Genomic DNA, 15,469 nt, shown 5'->3' with positions numbered 1-15,469 from the left:
ATTGCTTCAGGCCGGCGCGCCCAGGCCGAATTCGGCGACTCGCCGGAACGGCTTGCCAAAGTCCGGCTCACAATAAAGCACCAGCCGGTCCAGAATCACCGGCCGGGTGAGCACCGGCTCGAACCAGATGCGGGCGGCTTCCGGCATGTCGTCGCGATCTTCGGGGTGCAGCCGGTCGGTCAGCGTCATGTGAAAGCGGAATTGCTCAAGCACATAGGGATAGCCATAGGCATCGAGCAATTCCAATTGCCGCTCGGTCAAGCCCGCCGCAACCCTTGCGGCGCGGCGCGCCGCATCGAGCGGCGCGCGGAAGGGCTCAAAATGGGTCACAACACGCGCGGCAAAGTCTTGCAGGGTCGGGTTGTCCTCCTGCGGCACGAGGGCGAGAAACCCGTCCAGATTGGCGATGCGCAGCTTGCCCAGATCGACCAGCGCTGCCCCGGCGCAAAATTCTTCCAGTGAAGCCCGCAATTGCGCCTCGCTGCGTCCCTCCGCCAGCGCCATGGGCGGCTTGATCGTGGCGTGGAAGCCGTAGCGCGCCGCCGATTGCGTGAGGTTGAGCAGGCGGTCTGGATCGATGCCGGCAACCGTGCCTTCGACCCGAGCCCCGCTGGCGGCGTCGCGGCCCAGCCAGATCGTCGCGCGATCCCACAGCGGATCGTTGACGTCGGGGGCATAGTAGAGGGCGAATCTATGCGGCATGAAAACTCCTGCGCGGGGAGTTAGTGGAGCGATGTGATGAGGATTTGGCAAGCCACTTCGGCGCCCCGCCAGGGCATGCCGCTATTTGGTCTGGACAAAATAGCCCATGCTGGCGACAAAAGTCGCGCCTTCACTCGCAGCCGGAAAAGACCGCCCCATGGACCATGTTCTGCTCGAAAATCTCTTCCATCGGGCGGTGGCGCAGGCGCAGCCGGCGCTGGCGGTGGAACGGCACCTGCCCCCGGTGCCAAAAGGGCGCACCATTGTCATCGGTGCCGGCAAGGCCTCGGCGCAGATGGCGCGCGCCTTCGAGCAATTTTGGCCGGGCGAGGTGAGCGGGCTGGTTGTCACCCGCTATGGTTATGCCGAGGCCTGCGAGCGCATCGAGATCGTCGAGGCGGCGCATCCGGTGCCCGATGCGGCCGGACTCGAAGCCGCCGCGCGGCTGATGCAATTGGTGTCGGGGCTGAACGAAGACGATCTGGTCGTGGCGCTGATTTCAGGCGGCGGCTCGTCGCTGCTCCCCGCGCCGGCGCCGGGCCTAAACCTTGAAGATGAGCAGGCCATCAATCGCGCCCTGCTCGCATCGGGCGCGCCCATCGGGGTGATGAACCTCATCCGCAATCAGTTTTCCACCATCAAGGGCGGACGGCTGGCCGCTGCCTGCGCTCCCGCCCGCGTTGCCAGCCTGATCGTGTCGGACGTGCCCGGCGACGATCCGGCGCTGGTGGCCTCCGGCCCGACCCTGCCGCTGGCCGGCGGGCGGGCCAAGGCAAGGCGGCTGGCCGGGCTCCATCGGCTCGACCTGCCCCATGCCGCCTCGAAACTGCTGGCGGGCGACGACAATTTGCCGCCCGGTATCGACGACAAGGTGTTCGCCCGCAACAGCGTCGCCATTATCGCCTCGGCGGCTTTGTCGCTGGACGCTGCCGCCGCGCTGGCGCGCGAGAACGGCGTCGAAGCCGCCATTCTCTCCGATGCCATTGAAGGGGAGGCGCGCGATGTGGCGCTGGTTCATGCGGCCATGGCCCGTGAGATCGCCGCCCGCAACCGGCCCTTTTCCAAGCCGGTGGTTCTGCTTTCGGGCGGAGAAACCACGGTCACTTTGCGCGGCAAGGGCAGGGGCGGGCGCAATGGCGAATTCCTGCTCTCTCTTGCCATCGCCCTCGATGGCATTGCCAATGTGACGGCGCTTGCCGCAGATACGGACGGCATCGATGGCTCCGAGGACAATGCCGGGGCTCGCGTGGATGGTACTTCGGCGCGACGCATGCGCGAGGCCGGTATCGACCCGCAGGCGGCGCTGGCCAACAACGACGCCTATTCCGCCTTCGCGGCGATCGACGATCTGTTCATGACCGGTCCCACGGGCACCAATGTGAATGATTTCCGCGCCATCCTGATCCGCTGAGGGCGATCTTGACAGATGCCGGACCCGGGCGGACGATAATCGCTTGCTCGCAGGAGGATGTGATGGCCAAGGTGACCGGTATTGGCGGTATCTTCTTTCGCGCCCGGGATGTCGGGGCGTTGGCCGCCTGGTACGAGACCCATCTGGGCGTCACCGAGGTCTGGACGCAGGAGGCGGGCATGACCATTTTTGCGCCCTTCCAGCACGGAACCGATTATTTCCCCGCCGACAAGCAATGGATGATCAATTTCCGCGTCGATGATCTCGATGCGATGATCGGACAACTCGAGGCCGCTGGGATTGCCGTGGAAACGCGGCCGGACGAATGGGACAATCCCCAAACGGGCCGGTTCGCTCGCATTCACGACCCCGAAGGCAACCAGATCGAACTCTGGGAGCCCCCGGCGCAATAAAATCATACTTATTCGAATTTGCGCTCTTGGCAGACCCTACCCCGACCTGCTCTATAACCCCGCCCATCGACGGAGTATCGGCATGTCCAGGCGTAAAATTGCAGTCATCGGTATCGGCAAGATCGCGCAGGACCAGCATCTGCCGGTGATCGGCGCCTCGGACAATTTCGAACTGGCCGCCATCGTCTCGACGCGCGGCATCGGATATGGCGATGTGCCGGTATTTCGCAGCCCGGGCGAACTTTACAATGCCATGCCCGAAATCGGCCTCGTCTCCATCTGCACGCCGCCGGGCGTACGCCATGCCTATGTCCGCGAGGCGCTCGATGCCGGCAAGGACGTAATGATGGAAAAACCGCCCACCACGACGATTTCCGAGCTGGACGATCTCATCGCCCATGCCGTCCGGCGCGATCGCGTCCTGTTCCAGACCTGGCACAGCCAATACAATGAAGCCGTCTATCGCACCAAGGCGCTGCTGGCAGAAGAGGGCGTGCAATCGGCCCGTATCGACTGGCGCGAAAGCGTGCGCAAATGGCATCCGGGGCAGGATTGGGTCTGGGAGCCGGGCGGTTTCGGGGTTTGTGATCCGGGCATCAATGCCTTTTCGATCTTCACCAAGGTCATGCCGTTTCCGGTCTTCGTCGAGGGCGCCAAACTGACCTTTCCGAAAAACCGGCAGACTCCGGTCGCGGCGGAAATCCGCTTCAAATCAAGCCAGCCGCATGCGCCGGTTCTTTCCGCCGGCTTCAACTGGCTGGAAGAGAGCGATGAAATCTGGACTATCGCCTTCACCACCGGACGGGGCAATTCAGTCAGCCTCGAAGGCGGCGGTCGCCTGTTGCGCGTCAATGGCAAAACTGTTCTGGAGCATGGCGACGCCGAATATGCCGGACTTTATGACCGCTTTGCCGATCTCCTCGACACCCGCCAGAGCGATGTCGATGCTACCCCGTTCCGCTTGATGGGCGACGTGTTTCTGATGGGGGCACGAGAGAACGGACCGGCCTTCGACTGGTAGGATCAAGCGCCGAAAAGCGCATCACGTCCGGTGTTAATCCGCTGCCGGTGTCTTGCGCTCGCTATGCCAGCGTATCCTGATCCCCTTGAAGATCAGCCGTAGCGCCTCCCAATGGATACCGGCGGTCACTTTCAGCGTCATCAGCGGATGGCTGAAGAACAGCTTCATGAGGTTGGCATCGGTAAAGTCGCGCCTCGCGCCGGTAAAGGCGGCATGGAGCAGGGGCGCGCCGTCCTGTGTCTGGTTGATCGCCACCAGGATTCGCTCATCGGGCGGCGTCAGCTTGAAGGCATAGCGGCAATTCATGTCGATGAAGGGGGAGACATAGAAGGTCTTGTCCGCTTCCTGCTTGGGGGCGCGAGCCGGCAGCACATAGGTATGGCGCTCGTGAAAGGTGTTGTGCACTTCGTAGATATTGGCCAATGGCGCGCCGAACTCATCGTCGCAATACCAGACCGTCAGCGGATTGAAGACATAGCCGAGAATGCGGGGATAGCAGAGCAGCCTGATGCGCCCCGGCGTGGGCAGGTCCTGTGCCGCCAATTGCGCACCGGCCCAGGCCCGCAGATCGCCGCCATCGGCGTGGTCGGCATCGCGGAACGAGAACAGGGCGCGCTTATTGTGGCCGAACCGGGCCAAGCCATTGAGCTGCGGCAATTCTTCGAGGTCGATCAGCAGCGAGAACACCCGATAGCGCAGGAAGTGCTTTTTCGGGCGGTGCCGCTGATGCACCACATGGCCGACATAGATGGCCGAGTTCAGGTTCATGCCACCAACTCATCCAGTGGCGGCAGGGTGATGCGGCTCGAAGGATTTGGCAGCATCCATGGGCGCGGGATCGCTCCCATGGCCTCGGCGGCGGCAAGGCCAGATTGCAGCCCATCCTCATGGAAGCCGCGTCCGAAATAGGCGCCAGCATAGAACGTATTGTTGTGGCCCTGGATGCGCCAGAGATTTTCCTGCGCATGGATGGCGGCGCCGTTGAACAGGGGATGGGTATAATCGAAGCGCGCGATCTCGTCTTCGGGGTTGCGGTCCGGGTTGAGGGTGACGAAAATGTCCTGTCCATTGAAATTTTGCAGCGCATTCATCCAATAGGTGACGCAAAGCATTTGCTCCGCCTCCCGGCCGTTGGACATATAATTCCAGCAGCACCAGACGCGCCGGCGGCGCGGCATGAGGCTCGCATCCTTGTGCACCACGGCAAGGTTGCGCGTATATTGGAACGCGCCGAGCAGCGCCCGTTCCTGCGTCTCCGGCTGGTCGAGCATGGCCAGCGCCTGGTCGGCATGGCTGGCGATCAGCACCTTGTCGAAACGATCCGGATTGCCCTTGTGATCGATAATGGTCACGCCCGCCTTGTCGCGCTGCACCCTGGCGACCGGACTGGCCAGCCGCACCTCGCCGGTAAACTGGCCGAGCAGGGCCTCGACATAGGAGCGGCTGCCGCCCTTGACCGTGCGCCAATTGGGCCGTTCGCGCAATTGCAGCAGGCCATGGCTTTCGAAGAAGCGCACGAAGGCAAGAAGCGGATAGGCGCGGATGTCTTCGGCCTTGGACGACCAGATCGCCGCCGCCATGGGCAGCAGATGGCCTTCAACGAAACTCTGCGAATAATTGTTGCTGCGCAGATATTCGTCCAATGTCAGCCCGCGCATGTCGGGCCGGTCGAGGACTTCGGGAGCTTCCTTGTAGAAGCGCAGCAAATCGCGAAACAGGCTCCAGAACCGGGGGCGGAACGCATTGCGGCGCTGCCCCAGCATGCCCAGAATACCTTCCCCGCAATATTCGAAATCGCCATTGTCCAGCGAGGCGGCGAAGGACATTTCGGTGGCGATGCTCTCAACGCCCAGATGGGCGAACATGGCTTCGAGATTTGGATAATTGCGGTTGTTATAGACGATGAAACCGGTATCGACCGGCCCGGTGCCCGGCACGTCTATGGTGTTGGAATGGCCGCCGATCCGCGCTTCGGCCTCATAGAGCACCACCTCATGACGTTTTGACAGCAGCCAGGCCGCCGAAAGCCCGGAAATGCCGCTGCCGATGACGGCAATACGCTGGCGCATGGGACGCGAACCGGAAAAGGCGGCGAGGTCGTGATACATGTCATTGGTCCCGAACGATATGAAAGCGCTACGGTTCGGGCCCGCTGCCGGATCATGGCTATGGCGAAAATATCGCCGGTCTTTCGACGACACAGGAAATTTGCCGCGCGCGGTGATCTGCCGTTTCGGCGCTGCCGTAGCAGCAGGCATGACACTTGCGATTTACCCACTTGCCGGGCCATGCGAAGATAGGGAGCGACCTCTGCGCCGCCGCTTTGTTGCGCGCGTCAAGAATGGATATCCGTTGGTGAACAAAGAACAGAGCCTTGCCGCTCCTGACCCGGCTGAGGATCTTAGTGCGAAAATCCTCGCTATTGCCGATCATGCGGATATGGATGCGTTCCAATCTCTGTTCCAATCCTATGCGCCGCGGATCCGCGCCTACCTGCTGAAGCTGACGCGCAACGCTCAGGCCGCAGAGGATCTGATGCAGGAAACCATGCTGGCGATCTGGCGCAAGGCGGGACAATACGACCCCGCTCGCGGCACTGCCTCGGCGTGGATCTTCACCATCGCGCGCAATATCTGGATCGATGCCTGGCGCAAGCAGCGCCGCCCCGAAATCGACCCCAACGATCCGGCCCTTGCCGCCGCCCCCGAACCCGACGCCGCCAACCAGATGGAAATGCGTCAAAGCCACGATGCCCTTCACAAAGCCATGCAAACTTTGCCCAAGGAACAGATCGAACTGATCCGGCTCTCCTTTTTCGAGGAAGCCTCCCACAGCGTCATCGCCAAGCAGCTTGGACTGCCCATCGGCACCGTCAAGTCGCGCATCCGGCTCGCCTTCGGGCGGCTGCGTACGGCACTGGAGGCGGTTAAATGAGCATCAAGCATCACATCAACGACGAATTGCTGCTCGATTATGCCGCCGGCCACCTGGCCGAGGGCTGGTCGCTGGCAGTGGCGACGCATCTGGCCATGTGCCCCGATTGCCGCGAGCGGTTGAGCCTCATCGAGGCCGCTGCCGGCATCATGATCGACAATCTGGCTCCCGCCGACGGTCCCGCCGATTCCTGGGAACGCCTGCTGGCGCGGCTGGAAATGCCGGATACGCCGGTGCCGCCGGTGCCCAAACCCGCTATTTCACCCGGCGAACTGCCTGAGCCCTTGCGATCCTATGTGGGCAATCTCGCCGATATTAAGTGGCGCAATATGGGTAATGCCAAGCAGGTCCTGATCCGGACCGGTGATGGCCAGACACAGGCCCGCCTGTTGCGGATCGCCGCCGGCAAGCCGGTGCCCGAGCATAGCCATGGGGGTCGCGAACTGACTCTGGTGCTCCGGGGCAGCTTTCACGACGAGGTCGATCATTTCGGGCCCGGCGATCTGGAAGACGCCGATGGCGATCTGACCCATCAGCCTATTGCCGGCACCGAAGAAGACTGCATCTGCCTTGCCGTTACCGACGCGCCGCTGAAATTCAGCTCCCGCCTGTTGCGGCTGGTGCAGCCCATGCTGGGAATTTGAGGAGAACCCAATGGCCACATTGTCGCTTGGTACTGTGTTCGCGGCCTATGCCGGTGCGGCATTGGTGTTTTTCGCGCTGGACTTTGTCTGGCTGGGCTTTCTGGCCATTGGCTTTTATCGCGCCGAAATCGGCCAATTGCTGCTCGAACGCCCCAATGTGCTGGCGGCGGGCGCGTTCTATCTCTTTTACGTGGTTGGTATTGTCGGCTTTGCCGTGGTTCCGGCGTTCAATGCCCAGTCCTGGCTCTGGGCGCTGCTGGCCGGATTGGCGCTGGGCCTGCTCGCCTATGGCACCTATGACATGACCAACCTGGCAACACTCAAGGATTGGTCCTGGAAGGTCAGCGCTCTCGATCTGGTCTGGGGCGGCGGCGTCACCGGCGCGGCGGCGCTGGGCGGTTACTGGGCGGCCCGGCTCACTGTCTGAGCCGGGTGGTCAGGGAAAAGGCAAGCGGCTTGGGCAGCACGGCCAAAAGCCGGAGCGGCCAGATCAACCGGCGCGGAAAGGCGATCTCGAAGCCTTTGCCGTTCAAGCCCCGCAGGATGCGTTTCGCCGCATCTTCGGGTTCCAATATCGCGGGCATGTCGAAACTGTTCCGGTCGGTGAGCGGCGTACGCACGAAGCCCGGTGTCACCAGCCTCACATCCACCTGCGGCCAGAGTTCGACGCGCAGGCTCTCGGCCAGATTGACGATGCCCGCCTTGGTCGCCGAATAGACCTGCCCCTGCGGCAGGCCGAAAATCGCCGCAGCCGAGCCGAACAGCACCAATTGTCCGCCCTTGCGTAAATGACCTGTTCCCACCCGCGCCACATTGAAAGAGCCGATGAGATTGGTCCGGATGATCGCCTCGGCCTTGTCCTGATCGGCAGCGATCACCGCGCCGGGATCATAGGTGGCAGCGCTGATGATGATGCGGTCGAAAGGGCCATGCACCCGGGCCGCGCTTTCGAGGCTCTCGATATCGGTGACATCGGCGGCGATGGCGCCATGGGCCGGGCCCAGTGGGGCGACGACCTGTTGCAGCGACGCCTGATTGCGGCCCGAGATCACGACAATGGCGCCCTCTTCCGCAAAGGCCTTCGCCAAGGCCGCGCCGATGCCGCTGCTTCCGCCAATGATCCAGATTTTCTCGGTGCCGGTCATGAAACAATCTCCTCTATGCACGAGGGATACGTTCCATATCGGGATTTGGATGTCCGCTGCGACGGTCGGTTGTTTGCGCGCAAGCGGAAAGCTGTTTCTGGAATAATTCCAGAATTGCCTTGCGCTAGATCATGGATTTTCGTCCGAGTATGACAAAATTTTCTTCATGACCTCCGCGATACGCAACGGTGCGCCTTTTCAATGACGACTGAATTGATAGGGTTTGTGCATCGTCATTCGGGAGGTTCCGATGCACCGGACAGCCAAGCTTTTCGCCTATACCGCCCTCGTCGCGTCATTGGCGCTGGGTTTCTCCGTCACCGCCCATGCGCAGGACAAGACGTTGATCAACGTCTCCTATGATCCGACGCGCGAGCTCTACCGCGAGTTCAACGATGCCTTCGCCAGTTATTGGCAGCAAACCAGGGGTGAAAGCGTCGCCGTTCAGGTTACCCATGGCGGTTCCGGCTCGCAGGCCCGCACCGTCATCGATGGTCTGGAAGCCGATGTGGTGACGCTGGCGCTCGAAAGCGACATCAACGCCATTGCCGACGCCAATCCCGACCTGATCCCGGAAAACTGGCGCAGCCTGCTGCCTAATAACAGCGCGCCCTATACCTCGACCATCGTCTTCCTCGTTCGCAAGGGCAATCCCAGGCAAATCGCCGATTGGGGCGACCTGATCGCCGATGGCGTCGAGGTCATCACCCCCAACCCCAAGACGTCGGGCGGCGCCCGCTGGAACCTGCTGGCGGCATGGGGCTGGGCCCGTGCCCAGCAGGGCGGCGATGACGAGACGGCCAGGGATTTCGTCACCGAACTCTATAAGCACGTCCCGGTGCTCGATACTGGCGCGCGCGGCTCCACCACCACTTTCGTGCAGCGCGGCATCGGCGACGTGTTGCTGGCTTGGGAGAACGAAGCCTATCTGGCGCTCGAGGAACTGGGTCCCGACGCCTTCGACATCGTGACCCCCTCGATCTCGATCCTAGCCGAGCCTCCCGTCGCCCTGGTGCGCGGCAATGCCGAGCGCAAGGGCAATCTCGAAGTCGCCCAGGCCTATCTCGACTATCTTTATTCCGATGAAGGTCAGGCATTGGCGGCCAAGCATTATTACCGCCCGTCAAACCCCGCCGCCGCTTCTCCCCAGGACATTGCCCGTTTTGGCGCGGTCAACCTCGTCAGCATCGATGACTTTGGTGGTTGGCGCCAGGCTCAGCCCTATTTCTTCGGCGATGGCGGCATTTTCGATCAGATTTATGCCAGCGTCACGCCATAGATCGGACGCAACATATTCTGTCCGCAAGGTCATTTCACATGCATGGCGCAAATGATCGCGCATATTGCCTTTTCAGGCGCAACGATTTTCTAGAAATGCGCCAAAACTTGCCTGTTCGGCGGCTTGAGAAACGCGGGTGGCCCGCTAGTGTTGCGCCAGTTGAGAAAGGCCGCGATCCATGATCCGTCCCTTGCGCCGAGAACACGATCCGCATGCGGCGGGGCGGCCTTCATGAGCCTCCGCCCGCGCTTTCGCCAGCCCAGCGTCCTGCCCGGCTTCGGGCTGACGCTGGGTTTCACCATCGCCTATTTCTCCCTCATTGTCCTCATTCCGCTGCTGGCGCTGGTGCTGCGCTCGGCGGGGCTGGGCTGGAACGGCTTCTGGTCCACCGCGCTCGATCCGCGCGTCCTTGCGGCGCTGCGTACCAGTTTTCTCACCGCTCTCATCGCCGCCGGCATCAATGTGGTTTTCGGTACGCTGATCGCCTGGCTTCTGGTGCGCTACCGCTTCGTCGGCCGGCGGATTTTCGACGCCATGGTCGATCTGCCCTTTGCCCTGCCCACGGCGGTCGCCGGTATTGCGCTGACCGCCATCTACGCACCCAATGGCCTGATCGGCCAGCTCTTCGCGCCTTGGGGCATTCGCATTGCCTATACGCCCATCGGCATCACCGTCGCCATGATCTTTATCGGCCTTCCCTTCGTGGTGCGCACTATCCAGCCCATTCTCGAAGAGGCCGGCAAGGATGTCGAAGAAGCCTCCGCCACGCTTGGCGCCAGCCGGGTGCAGACCATTTCACGCGTCATCCTGCCCGGCCTGGCCCCCGCCATTCTCACCGGCTTCGCCCTCGCCTTCGCCCGGGCCGCCGGTGAATATGGCTCGGTCATCTTCATTGCCGGCAATATTCCCTTCGTCTCCGAAATCGCGCCGCTGCTGATCGTGATCCGGCTCGAGGAGTTCAACTATTCCGGCGCTGCCGTCATCGCCACGGTCATGCTCGCCATTTCCTTCATCATGCTTTTCGTCATCAATCTCATTCAGGCCTGGAGCCGCAGGAGATATGGCCATGGCAATTGAAACCTTGGCGCGCCGCCGCGTCTCGCCCACCGACGAGCCCGTCTGGCTGCGCCGGGTATTGATCCTTGTCGGTCTCGTCTTCATGGTGCTTTTTCTCGGCCTGCCGCTGGTTGCGGTTTTTGCCGAGGCGCTCAGGAATGGCGTCGGCACCTATGCCGCGGCGCTGCAAAGCCCCGATGCGCTTTCGGCTATCAGGTTGACTATGATCGTCGCTGCCATCGCCGTTCCGCTCAATGTCGTCTTCGGCATTTGCGCCGCCTGGGCCGTCGCCAAGTTCGAGTTCAGGGGCAAGGCTTTCCTCACCACCCTGATCGACCTGCCTTTTTCGGTCTCCCCGGTAATTTCGGGCCTGGTCTATGTGCTGCTGTTCGGCAGTGGCAGCCTGCTTGGCCCCTGGCTCCGCGCCAATAATATCGAAATCCTCTTTGCCGTGCCCGGAATCGTGCTGGCGACAATTTTCGTCACCTTCCCTTTCGTTGCCCGTGAATTGATCCCCTTGATGCAGGACCAGGGCAACGGCGACGAGGAGGCGGCGCTCTCGCTGGGGGCTTCGGGCTGGCAGACGTTTTGGCGCGTTACCCTGCCCAATATCAAATGGGGCCTGCTCTATGGCGTGCTGCTCTGCAATGCCCGCGCCATGGGCGAATTCGGTGCCGTGGCCGTGGTTTCGGGCAAGATCCGCGGCCAGACCACCACCATGCCCTTGCAGGTGGAAATGTTCTACAATGAATATCAGGGCAATGCGGCCTTCGCATTGGCCTCGCTGCTGGCCTTGCTGGCGCTGGTGACGCTTGTGCTCAAGTCGGCCCTGGAATGGCGCTATGGCGATGAGCTCGCCGCCATCGGCCGGGGGCACTGACAGGGAAGATTGATGCAAGTTCGGGTACAAAACGTTCGCAAGGAATTCGACCTGTTTCCAGCGCTGCACGATGTGTCGCTGGACGTGATTTCGGGTGAGCTGATCGCGCTGCTGGGCCCTTCGGGTTCCGGCAAGACCACGCTGCTGCGGCTCATTGCCGGGCTGGAACGGCCGACATCGGGGCGGATTTTCTTCGGCGACGAGGATGCCTCCGAAAAGAGCGTGCAGGAGCGCAATATCGGTTTCGTGTTCCAGCACTATGCCCTGTTCCGGCATATGACGATCCTTGAAAACGTCTCGTTCGGCCTCAAGGTCCGGCCGCGTTCGCGCCGGCCACCGGCCAATGAAATCCGCCGCCGGGCGTTGGAATTGCTTGATCTGGTGCAGCTTTCCGGCCTTGAAAAGCGCTATCCCAACCAATTGTCCGGCGGCCAGCGGCAGCGCGTGGCGCTGGCCCGTGCCCTTGCCATCGAGCCCAAAGTGCTGCTGCTCGACGAACCCTTTGGGGCGCTGGACGCTCAGGTGCGGCGCGAATTGCGCAAATGGCTGCGCGAAATCCACGACCGCACCGGCCACACCACGGTCTTTGTAACCCATGACCAGGAAGAAGCGCTCGAACTGGCCGACCGGCTTTGCGTCATGAGCCAGGGCCGGATCGAACAGGTGGGCACGCCCGACAGCGTCTATGACACGCCTACCTCACCCTTTGTCTTTGGTTTCATTGGCGAATCCAGCGAGCTGGCGGTCAATGTCGACCGAAGCGACATCTGGCTGGGCGACCGCGCCATCGGCATTTCGGGAGCGGAAGACGTCGGTCCGGCGCGGCTGTTTTTCCGCCCGCACGATATCGAGTTGGTGGAGGACGATGCGGCCCTTGCCGGCGTCGTCGCCTCGAGCCGCCGCGTCGGCGGCACCCGCCGGGTGGAACTGGAACTGGGGGGCGGGGGCGCAAGGGTCGAGATCGACCTGCCCTTCGATCATCCCGCCGGGGAGCGTAGCCGCATCGCCTTTCGCCCCAAGCGCTGGCAGCTTTTCCCCGGCTGAGCGGGGAATTTACAGGCCGGACGTGACCCGGCACGACCTTGGCCATTCCCGTTTGGCGCCACGACAAATCGAGATGATACGGCCCCAGCCGGATGCTATGAGACTGGCGCGGATTCGAGATGCCGGGCAAAGGGTTTGGGCATGATCACCTGTTTCGATATTGGCGGCACCACGATCAAGGGTGGACTGGCCAGCGACGGGCAGAGCGTCGTCGCGCTGGGCCGCGTGCCAACGCCGCGTGATAATTTCGAAGATTTCACCGCCGCCATTGCCGGCCTAATCGAGAAGGGCGGCGCACCTTCGGGCACCCCGGTCGCCATTTCCGTCACCGGAGTGGTCGATCCGCAAAGCGATTCCGTCACCGTCGCCAATATTGCCTGTATCGACGGGCGCAATCTCGCGGCCGATCTGGGCGCGGCGCTCGGCCGGCCGGTGCGCGTCGCCAATGACGCCGATTGCTTCGCCCTCGCCGAGGCCCATGCCGGCGCGGGCAAGGGGCATCGCGTGGTTTTCGGGGCCATTCTGGGCACTGGCGTCGGCGGCGGTATCGTCGCCGATGGCAAATTGTTTCGCGGGGCGGGCGGTCTTTCGGGCGAATGGGGCCACGGCACCATCGTTGCCACCTCGGTCTCGATGCCCCCTTATGAATTGCCGCCTTTCCCCTGCGGCTGCGGGCTCAGCGGCTGCCTCGACACCGTGGGCGGCGCGCGCGGGCTGGAAAAGCTGCACCAGCACCTGCATGGCGCGGGCCTGCCCAGCACCGAAATCGTCGAGCGCTGGACGCTGGGAGAGGATGCGGCCAGCCAGACCATCGCGCTTTATGTCGAGCTGGTGGCCCGGCCACTGGCGCTGACCATCAATATCATCGGCCCCGATATCGTGCCGGTCGGCGGCGGGCTGGGAAACAGCGCCCCGCTGATCGCCCGGATCGATGAGGCCGTGCGCGCCATCATCCTGCGCCGTATCGACTGTCCGCTGGTGGTCCCGGCGCAATTGAGCGTTGATGCGGGCCTGCTCGGCGCGGCCAATCTGTTCTATTCGGAGACGCTGGCATGACTGTGCTCGAGATTTGCGTGGATGATGCTTCCGGGCTCGAAGCAGCGATCGAGGGCGGCGCCGACCGGGTAGAATTGTGCTCCGTGCTTGAACTGGGCGGGCTGACGCCGACGCCGGGCCTGATCGCCCTGGCGGGCCATGCCAATGTGCCGGTGCGGGCCATGATCCGTCCGCGCCCCGGCGATTTCGTGTTTTCCGAAAGTGATTTTCAGGCCATGCTGGCCGATATCGACCATGTGCGCGCCTCAGGGCTCGAAGGCGTGGTGCTGGGCGCCAGTCTCCCCGATGGGCGGCTCGACCTCGCCATGCTGGAGCGGCTGGCGCAGGCCGCATCCGGCCTCAAGCGCACGCTGCACCGGGCGATCGACCTCGTGCCCGACATGGAAGCAGCGGTGGAACAGGCCATTGCGCTGGGCTTCGATACCATTTTGACCGCAGGGGGCGCCCATACCGCGCCCGAGGGAATCGAGATCCTGGCTCTGGCTCATCGGATTGCTGCCGGGCGCATTGCCATCATGGCGGGTTCGGGATTGCATGCGGGCAATGCCGCCGCACTTCTGGACCGCGTGCCGCTTCCCGCGCTCCACGCCTCCTGCGGTGTGGCGGCGGCTCAGGCGAGTGCACCGGCCTTGCGGCTGGGCTTTGCCTCACCGTCCCGCAAGGCGACAAGCCTTGCAAATGTGGCCGCGCTGCGGGCCGCGCTGTCGGCGCGCGGCTGAGCATAGAACAAGGAGATTTCGATGCCCGAGATCCAAAAAATCCGCTGGGGTATTCTTTCCACCGCCAATATCGGCATGGGCAAGGTGATCCCGGCGATCATGAAGTCGCCTCATTCGGAAGTCGTGGCCATCGCCTCGCGCCATGCCGACGCGGCTCGCAGCGCCGCCGACAGGCTCGGCATCACCAAATCTTATGGCTCATATGCGGACCTGCTGGCCGATCCCGACATCGACGCCATCTATAACCCGCTTCCCAATCACCTCCATGTCGAATGGACGCTGAAAGCCAATGCGGCGGGCAAGCATGTGCTGTGCGAAAAACCCATCGCCATCACCGCCGAGGAAGCGAAGAAATTGCGCGGCGCGCGCCGTGATCGACTGATCATGGAAGGCTTCATGGTGCGCTTCCATGCCCAATGGCACCGCGCCCGCGAGATTGCCCGCTCGGGCGAATTGGGCGATATCCGCGCCGTGCGCGCCGTCTTTTCCTATCACAATGTCGATCCCGAAAATGTGCGCAACCAGGCCGATATCGGTGGCGGCGGCATTCTCGACATCGGTTGCTATCCGGTGACGGCGGGCCGGTTCGTCTTCGAGGCCGAGCCGCTTCGCGTCGTGGCTTTGGTGGACCGCGACCCTGATTTCGGCACCGACAGGCTGGCCAGCGTCATCGCCGATTTCGGCGGCGGCAGGCAACTCAATCTCCTGGTATCGACCCAGATGGTGCCCAACCAATCGGTCGAAATTCTCGGCACCAAGGGCCGGGTGGAAATCGTCATTCCCTTCAACGCGCCGCAGGGGCTGGCCACGGCGCTATTGGTCGATCACGGCCAGTCGCTGGACGCCAGCCTCTCTCGCCGCGAAATCTTCCCGCCATCCGATCAATATACCGAAATGGCCGAAGCCTTCGCGCTGGCCGTGCTGGGGGAAGGGCAGCTCGATTACGGCGTCGAGGATGCCATCAGCTCGATGCATGTGCTCGATGCAATTTTCGAGAGCGAGCGCACCGGCTCCTGGGCGGCAGTGCAGGCGGATTAAGGCTTTCCGGTCTGTTGGCGCCGGTCATTCCTGCATCGACCATGCAATGGATTGGTGAACCGGATTGCCCGGACAAGCCGGGCAATGACGATGGAACGGAGCCGCGGGGCGAGAGCGTTTTCGCATA

17 protein-coding genes are annotated in these 15,469 nt (G+C 62.8%); 13 read left to right on the top strand and 4 right to left on the bottom strand.

Features of this window, described 5'->3' with window-relative positions:
* Positions 1-6: 6 nt before the first annotated feature.
* Complete coding sequence (locus H0482_RS13150; protein WP_193730529.1) at positions 7-702, bottom strand: DUF1045 domain-containing protein; 696 nt, start codon at positions 700-702, stop codon at positions 7-9.
* 157 nt (positions 703-859) lie between these two features.
* Between H0482_RS13150 and H0482_RS13145 the strand changes: the two genes are divergently transcribed.
* The 3 genes from H0482_RS13145 (at position 860) to H0482_RS13135 (ending at position 3,547) form a co-directional block, all read left to right on the top strand.
* On the top strand, positions 860-2,113 hold the full coding sequence (locus H0482_RS13145; RefSeq protein ID WP_193730528.1) for a glycerate kinase type-2 family protein: 1,254 nt from the start codon (positions 860-862) through the stop codon (positions 2,111-2,113).
* Between the two features lie 62 nt (positions 2,114-2,175).
* The gene (locus H0482_RS13140; protein ID WP_193730527.1) at positions 2,176-2,526 is read left to right on the top strand and encodes a VOC family protein; all 351 of its coding nucleotides are present in this window, start codon (positions 2,176-2,178) and stop codon (positions 2,524-2,526) included.
* Positions 2,527-2,608: 82 nt separating this feature from the next.
* Positions 2,609-3,547 (top strand): Gfo/Idh/MocA family protein, encoded by a 939-nt coding sequence (locus H0482_RS13135; RefSeq protein ID WP_193730526.1) that lies wholly within the window; start codon positions 2,609-2,611, stop codon positions 3,545-3,547.
* A 33-nt stretch (positions 3,548-3,580) separates the two neighbouring features.
* On the opposite strand, the gene H0482_RS13130 is transcribed toward H0482_RS13135, so the two are convergent.
* Positions 3,581-4,315 carry a DUF1365 domain-containing protein gene (locus H0482_RS13130; protein ID WP_193730525.1) on the bottom strand — a complete coding sequence of 245 codons (735 nt, stop codon included), beginning with the start codon at positions 4,313-4,315 and terminating at the stop codon, positions 3,581-3,583.
* Complete coding sequence (locus tag H0482_RS13125; protein ID WP_193730524.1) at positions 4,312-5,655, bottom strand: NAD(P)/FAD-dependent oxidoreductase; 1,344 nt, start codon at positions 5,653-5,655, stop codon at positions 4,312-4,314. The genes H0482_RS13130 and H0482_RS13125 overlap by 4 nt, the downstream gene beginning before the upstream one ends.
* 247 nt (positions 5,656-5,902) lie before the next feature.
* Here H0482_RS13125 and H0482_RS13120 point away from each other — a divergent pair, with 247 nt between their 5' ends.
* Genes H0482_RS13120 through H0482_RS13110 form a run of 3 tightly spaced genes read left to right on the top strand, consistent with a single transcriptional unit; the run spans position 5,903 to position 7,552 of the window.
* Complete coding sequence (locus H0482_RS13120) at positions 5,903-6,481, top strand: sigma-70 family RNA polymerase sigma factor (RefSeq protein ID WP_330998262.1); 579 nt, start codon at positions 5,903-5,905, stop codon at positions 6,479-6,481.
* Positions 6,478-7,125, top strand: coding sequence for a ChrR family anti-sigma-E factor (locus H0482_RS13115; protein WP_193730522.1), 648 nt, complete (start codon positions 6,478-6,480; stop codon positions 7,123-7,125). Before H0482_RS13120 ends, H0482_RS13115 begins: the two co-directional genes overlap by 4 nt.
* A 10-nt stretch (positions 7,126-7,135) precedes the next feature.
* A complete protein-coding gene (locus tag H0482_RS13110; RefSeq protein ID WP_193730521.1) occupies positions 7,136-7,552 on the top strand; it encodes a DUF2177 family protein in 417 nt (138 codons plus the stop codon).
* Here H0482_RS13110 and H0482_RS13105 read toward each other — a convergent pair.
* On the bottom strand, positions 7,542-8,270 hold the full coding sequence (locus H0482_RS13105; RefSeq protein ID WP_193730520.1) for an SDR family NAD(P)-dependent oxidoreductase: 729 nt from the start codon (positions 8,268-8,270) through the stop codon (positions 7,542-7,544). The two genes, H0482_RS13110 and H0482_RS13105, sit on opposite strands and share 11 nt — an antisense overlap.
* A 250-nt stretch (positions 8,271-8,520) precedes the next feature.
* Here H0482_RS13105 and H0482_RS13100 point away from each other — a divergent pair, with 250 nt between their 5' ends.
* The 7 genes from H0482_RS13100 to H0482_RS13070 all read left to right on the top strand — a co-directional run bounded on the left by H0482_RS13100 (position 8,521) and on the right by H0482_RS13070 (position 15,342).
* A complete protein-coding gene (locus H0482_RS13100) occupies positions 8,521-9,549 on the top strand; it encodes a sulfate ABC transporter substrate-binding protein (protein WP_193730519.1) in 1,029 nt (342 codons plus the stop codon).
* Between the two features lie 231 nt (positions 9,550-9,780).
* Positions 9,781-10,626: a sulfate ABC transporter permease subunit CysT gene (gene cysT / locus H0482_RS13095; protein ID WP_193730518.1), complete on the top strand. Its 846-nt coding sequence runs from the start codon at positions 9,781-9,783 to the stop codon at positions 10,624-10,626.
* Positions 10,616-11,485: a sulfate ABC transporter permease subunit CysW gene (cysW, locus tag H0482_RS13090; RefSeq protein ID WP_230989637.1), complete on the top strand. Its 870-nt coding sequence runs from the start codon at positions 10,616-10,618 to the stop codon at positions 11,483-11,485. Before cysT ends, cysW begins: the two co-directional genes overlap by 11 nt.
* Positions 11,486-11,497: 12 nt before the next feature.
* A complete protein-coding gene (locus tag H0482_RS13085; RefSeq protein ID WP_193730516.1) occupies positions 11,498-12,529 on the top strand; it encodes a sulfate/molybdate ABC transporter ATP-binding protein in 1,032 nt (343 codons plus the stop codon).
* A gap of 141 nt (positions 12,530-12,670) precedes the next feature.
* Positions 12,671-13,585: an ROK family protein gene (locus H0482_RS13080; RefSeq protein WP_193730515.1), complete on the top strand. Its 915-nt coding sequence runs from the start codon at positions 12,671-12,673 to the stop codon at positions 13,583-13,585.
* Positions 13,582-14,304, top strand: a complete 723-nt coding sequence (locus H0482_RS13075) for a copper homeostasis protein CutC (RefSeq protein WP_193730514.1) — start codon at positions 13,582-13,584, stop codon at positions 14,302-14,304. The genes H0482_RS13080 and H0482_RS13075 overlap by 4 nt, the downstream gene beginning before the upstream one ends.
* Positions 14,305-14,325: 21 nt before the next feature.
* Entirely contained in the window at positions 14,326-15,342 is a 1,017-nt protein-coding gene (locus tag H0482_RS13070) for a Gfo/Idh/MocA family protein (RefSeq protein ID WP_193730513.1), read from the top strand.
* Positions 15,343-15,469 lie beyond the last annotated feature (127 nt).

Origin of the sequence: Devosia faecipullorum, from assembly GCF_015158295.1 — a bacterium.
Lineage (GTDB): Bacteria > Pseudomonadota > Alphaproteobacteria > Rhizobiales > Devosiaceae > Devosia > Devosia faecipullorum.
The sequence above is the reverse complement of the archived record's forward strand: the minus strand, read 5'-3'. Positions and strand labels throughout refer to the sequence as shown.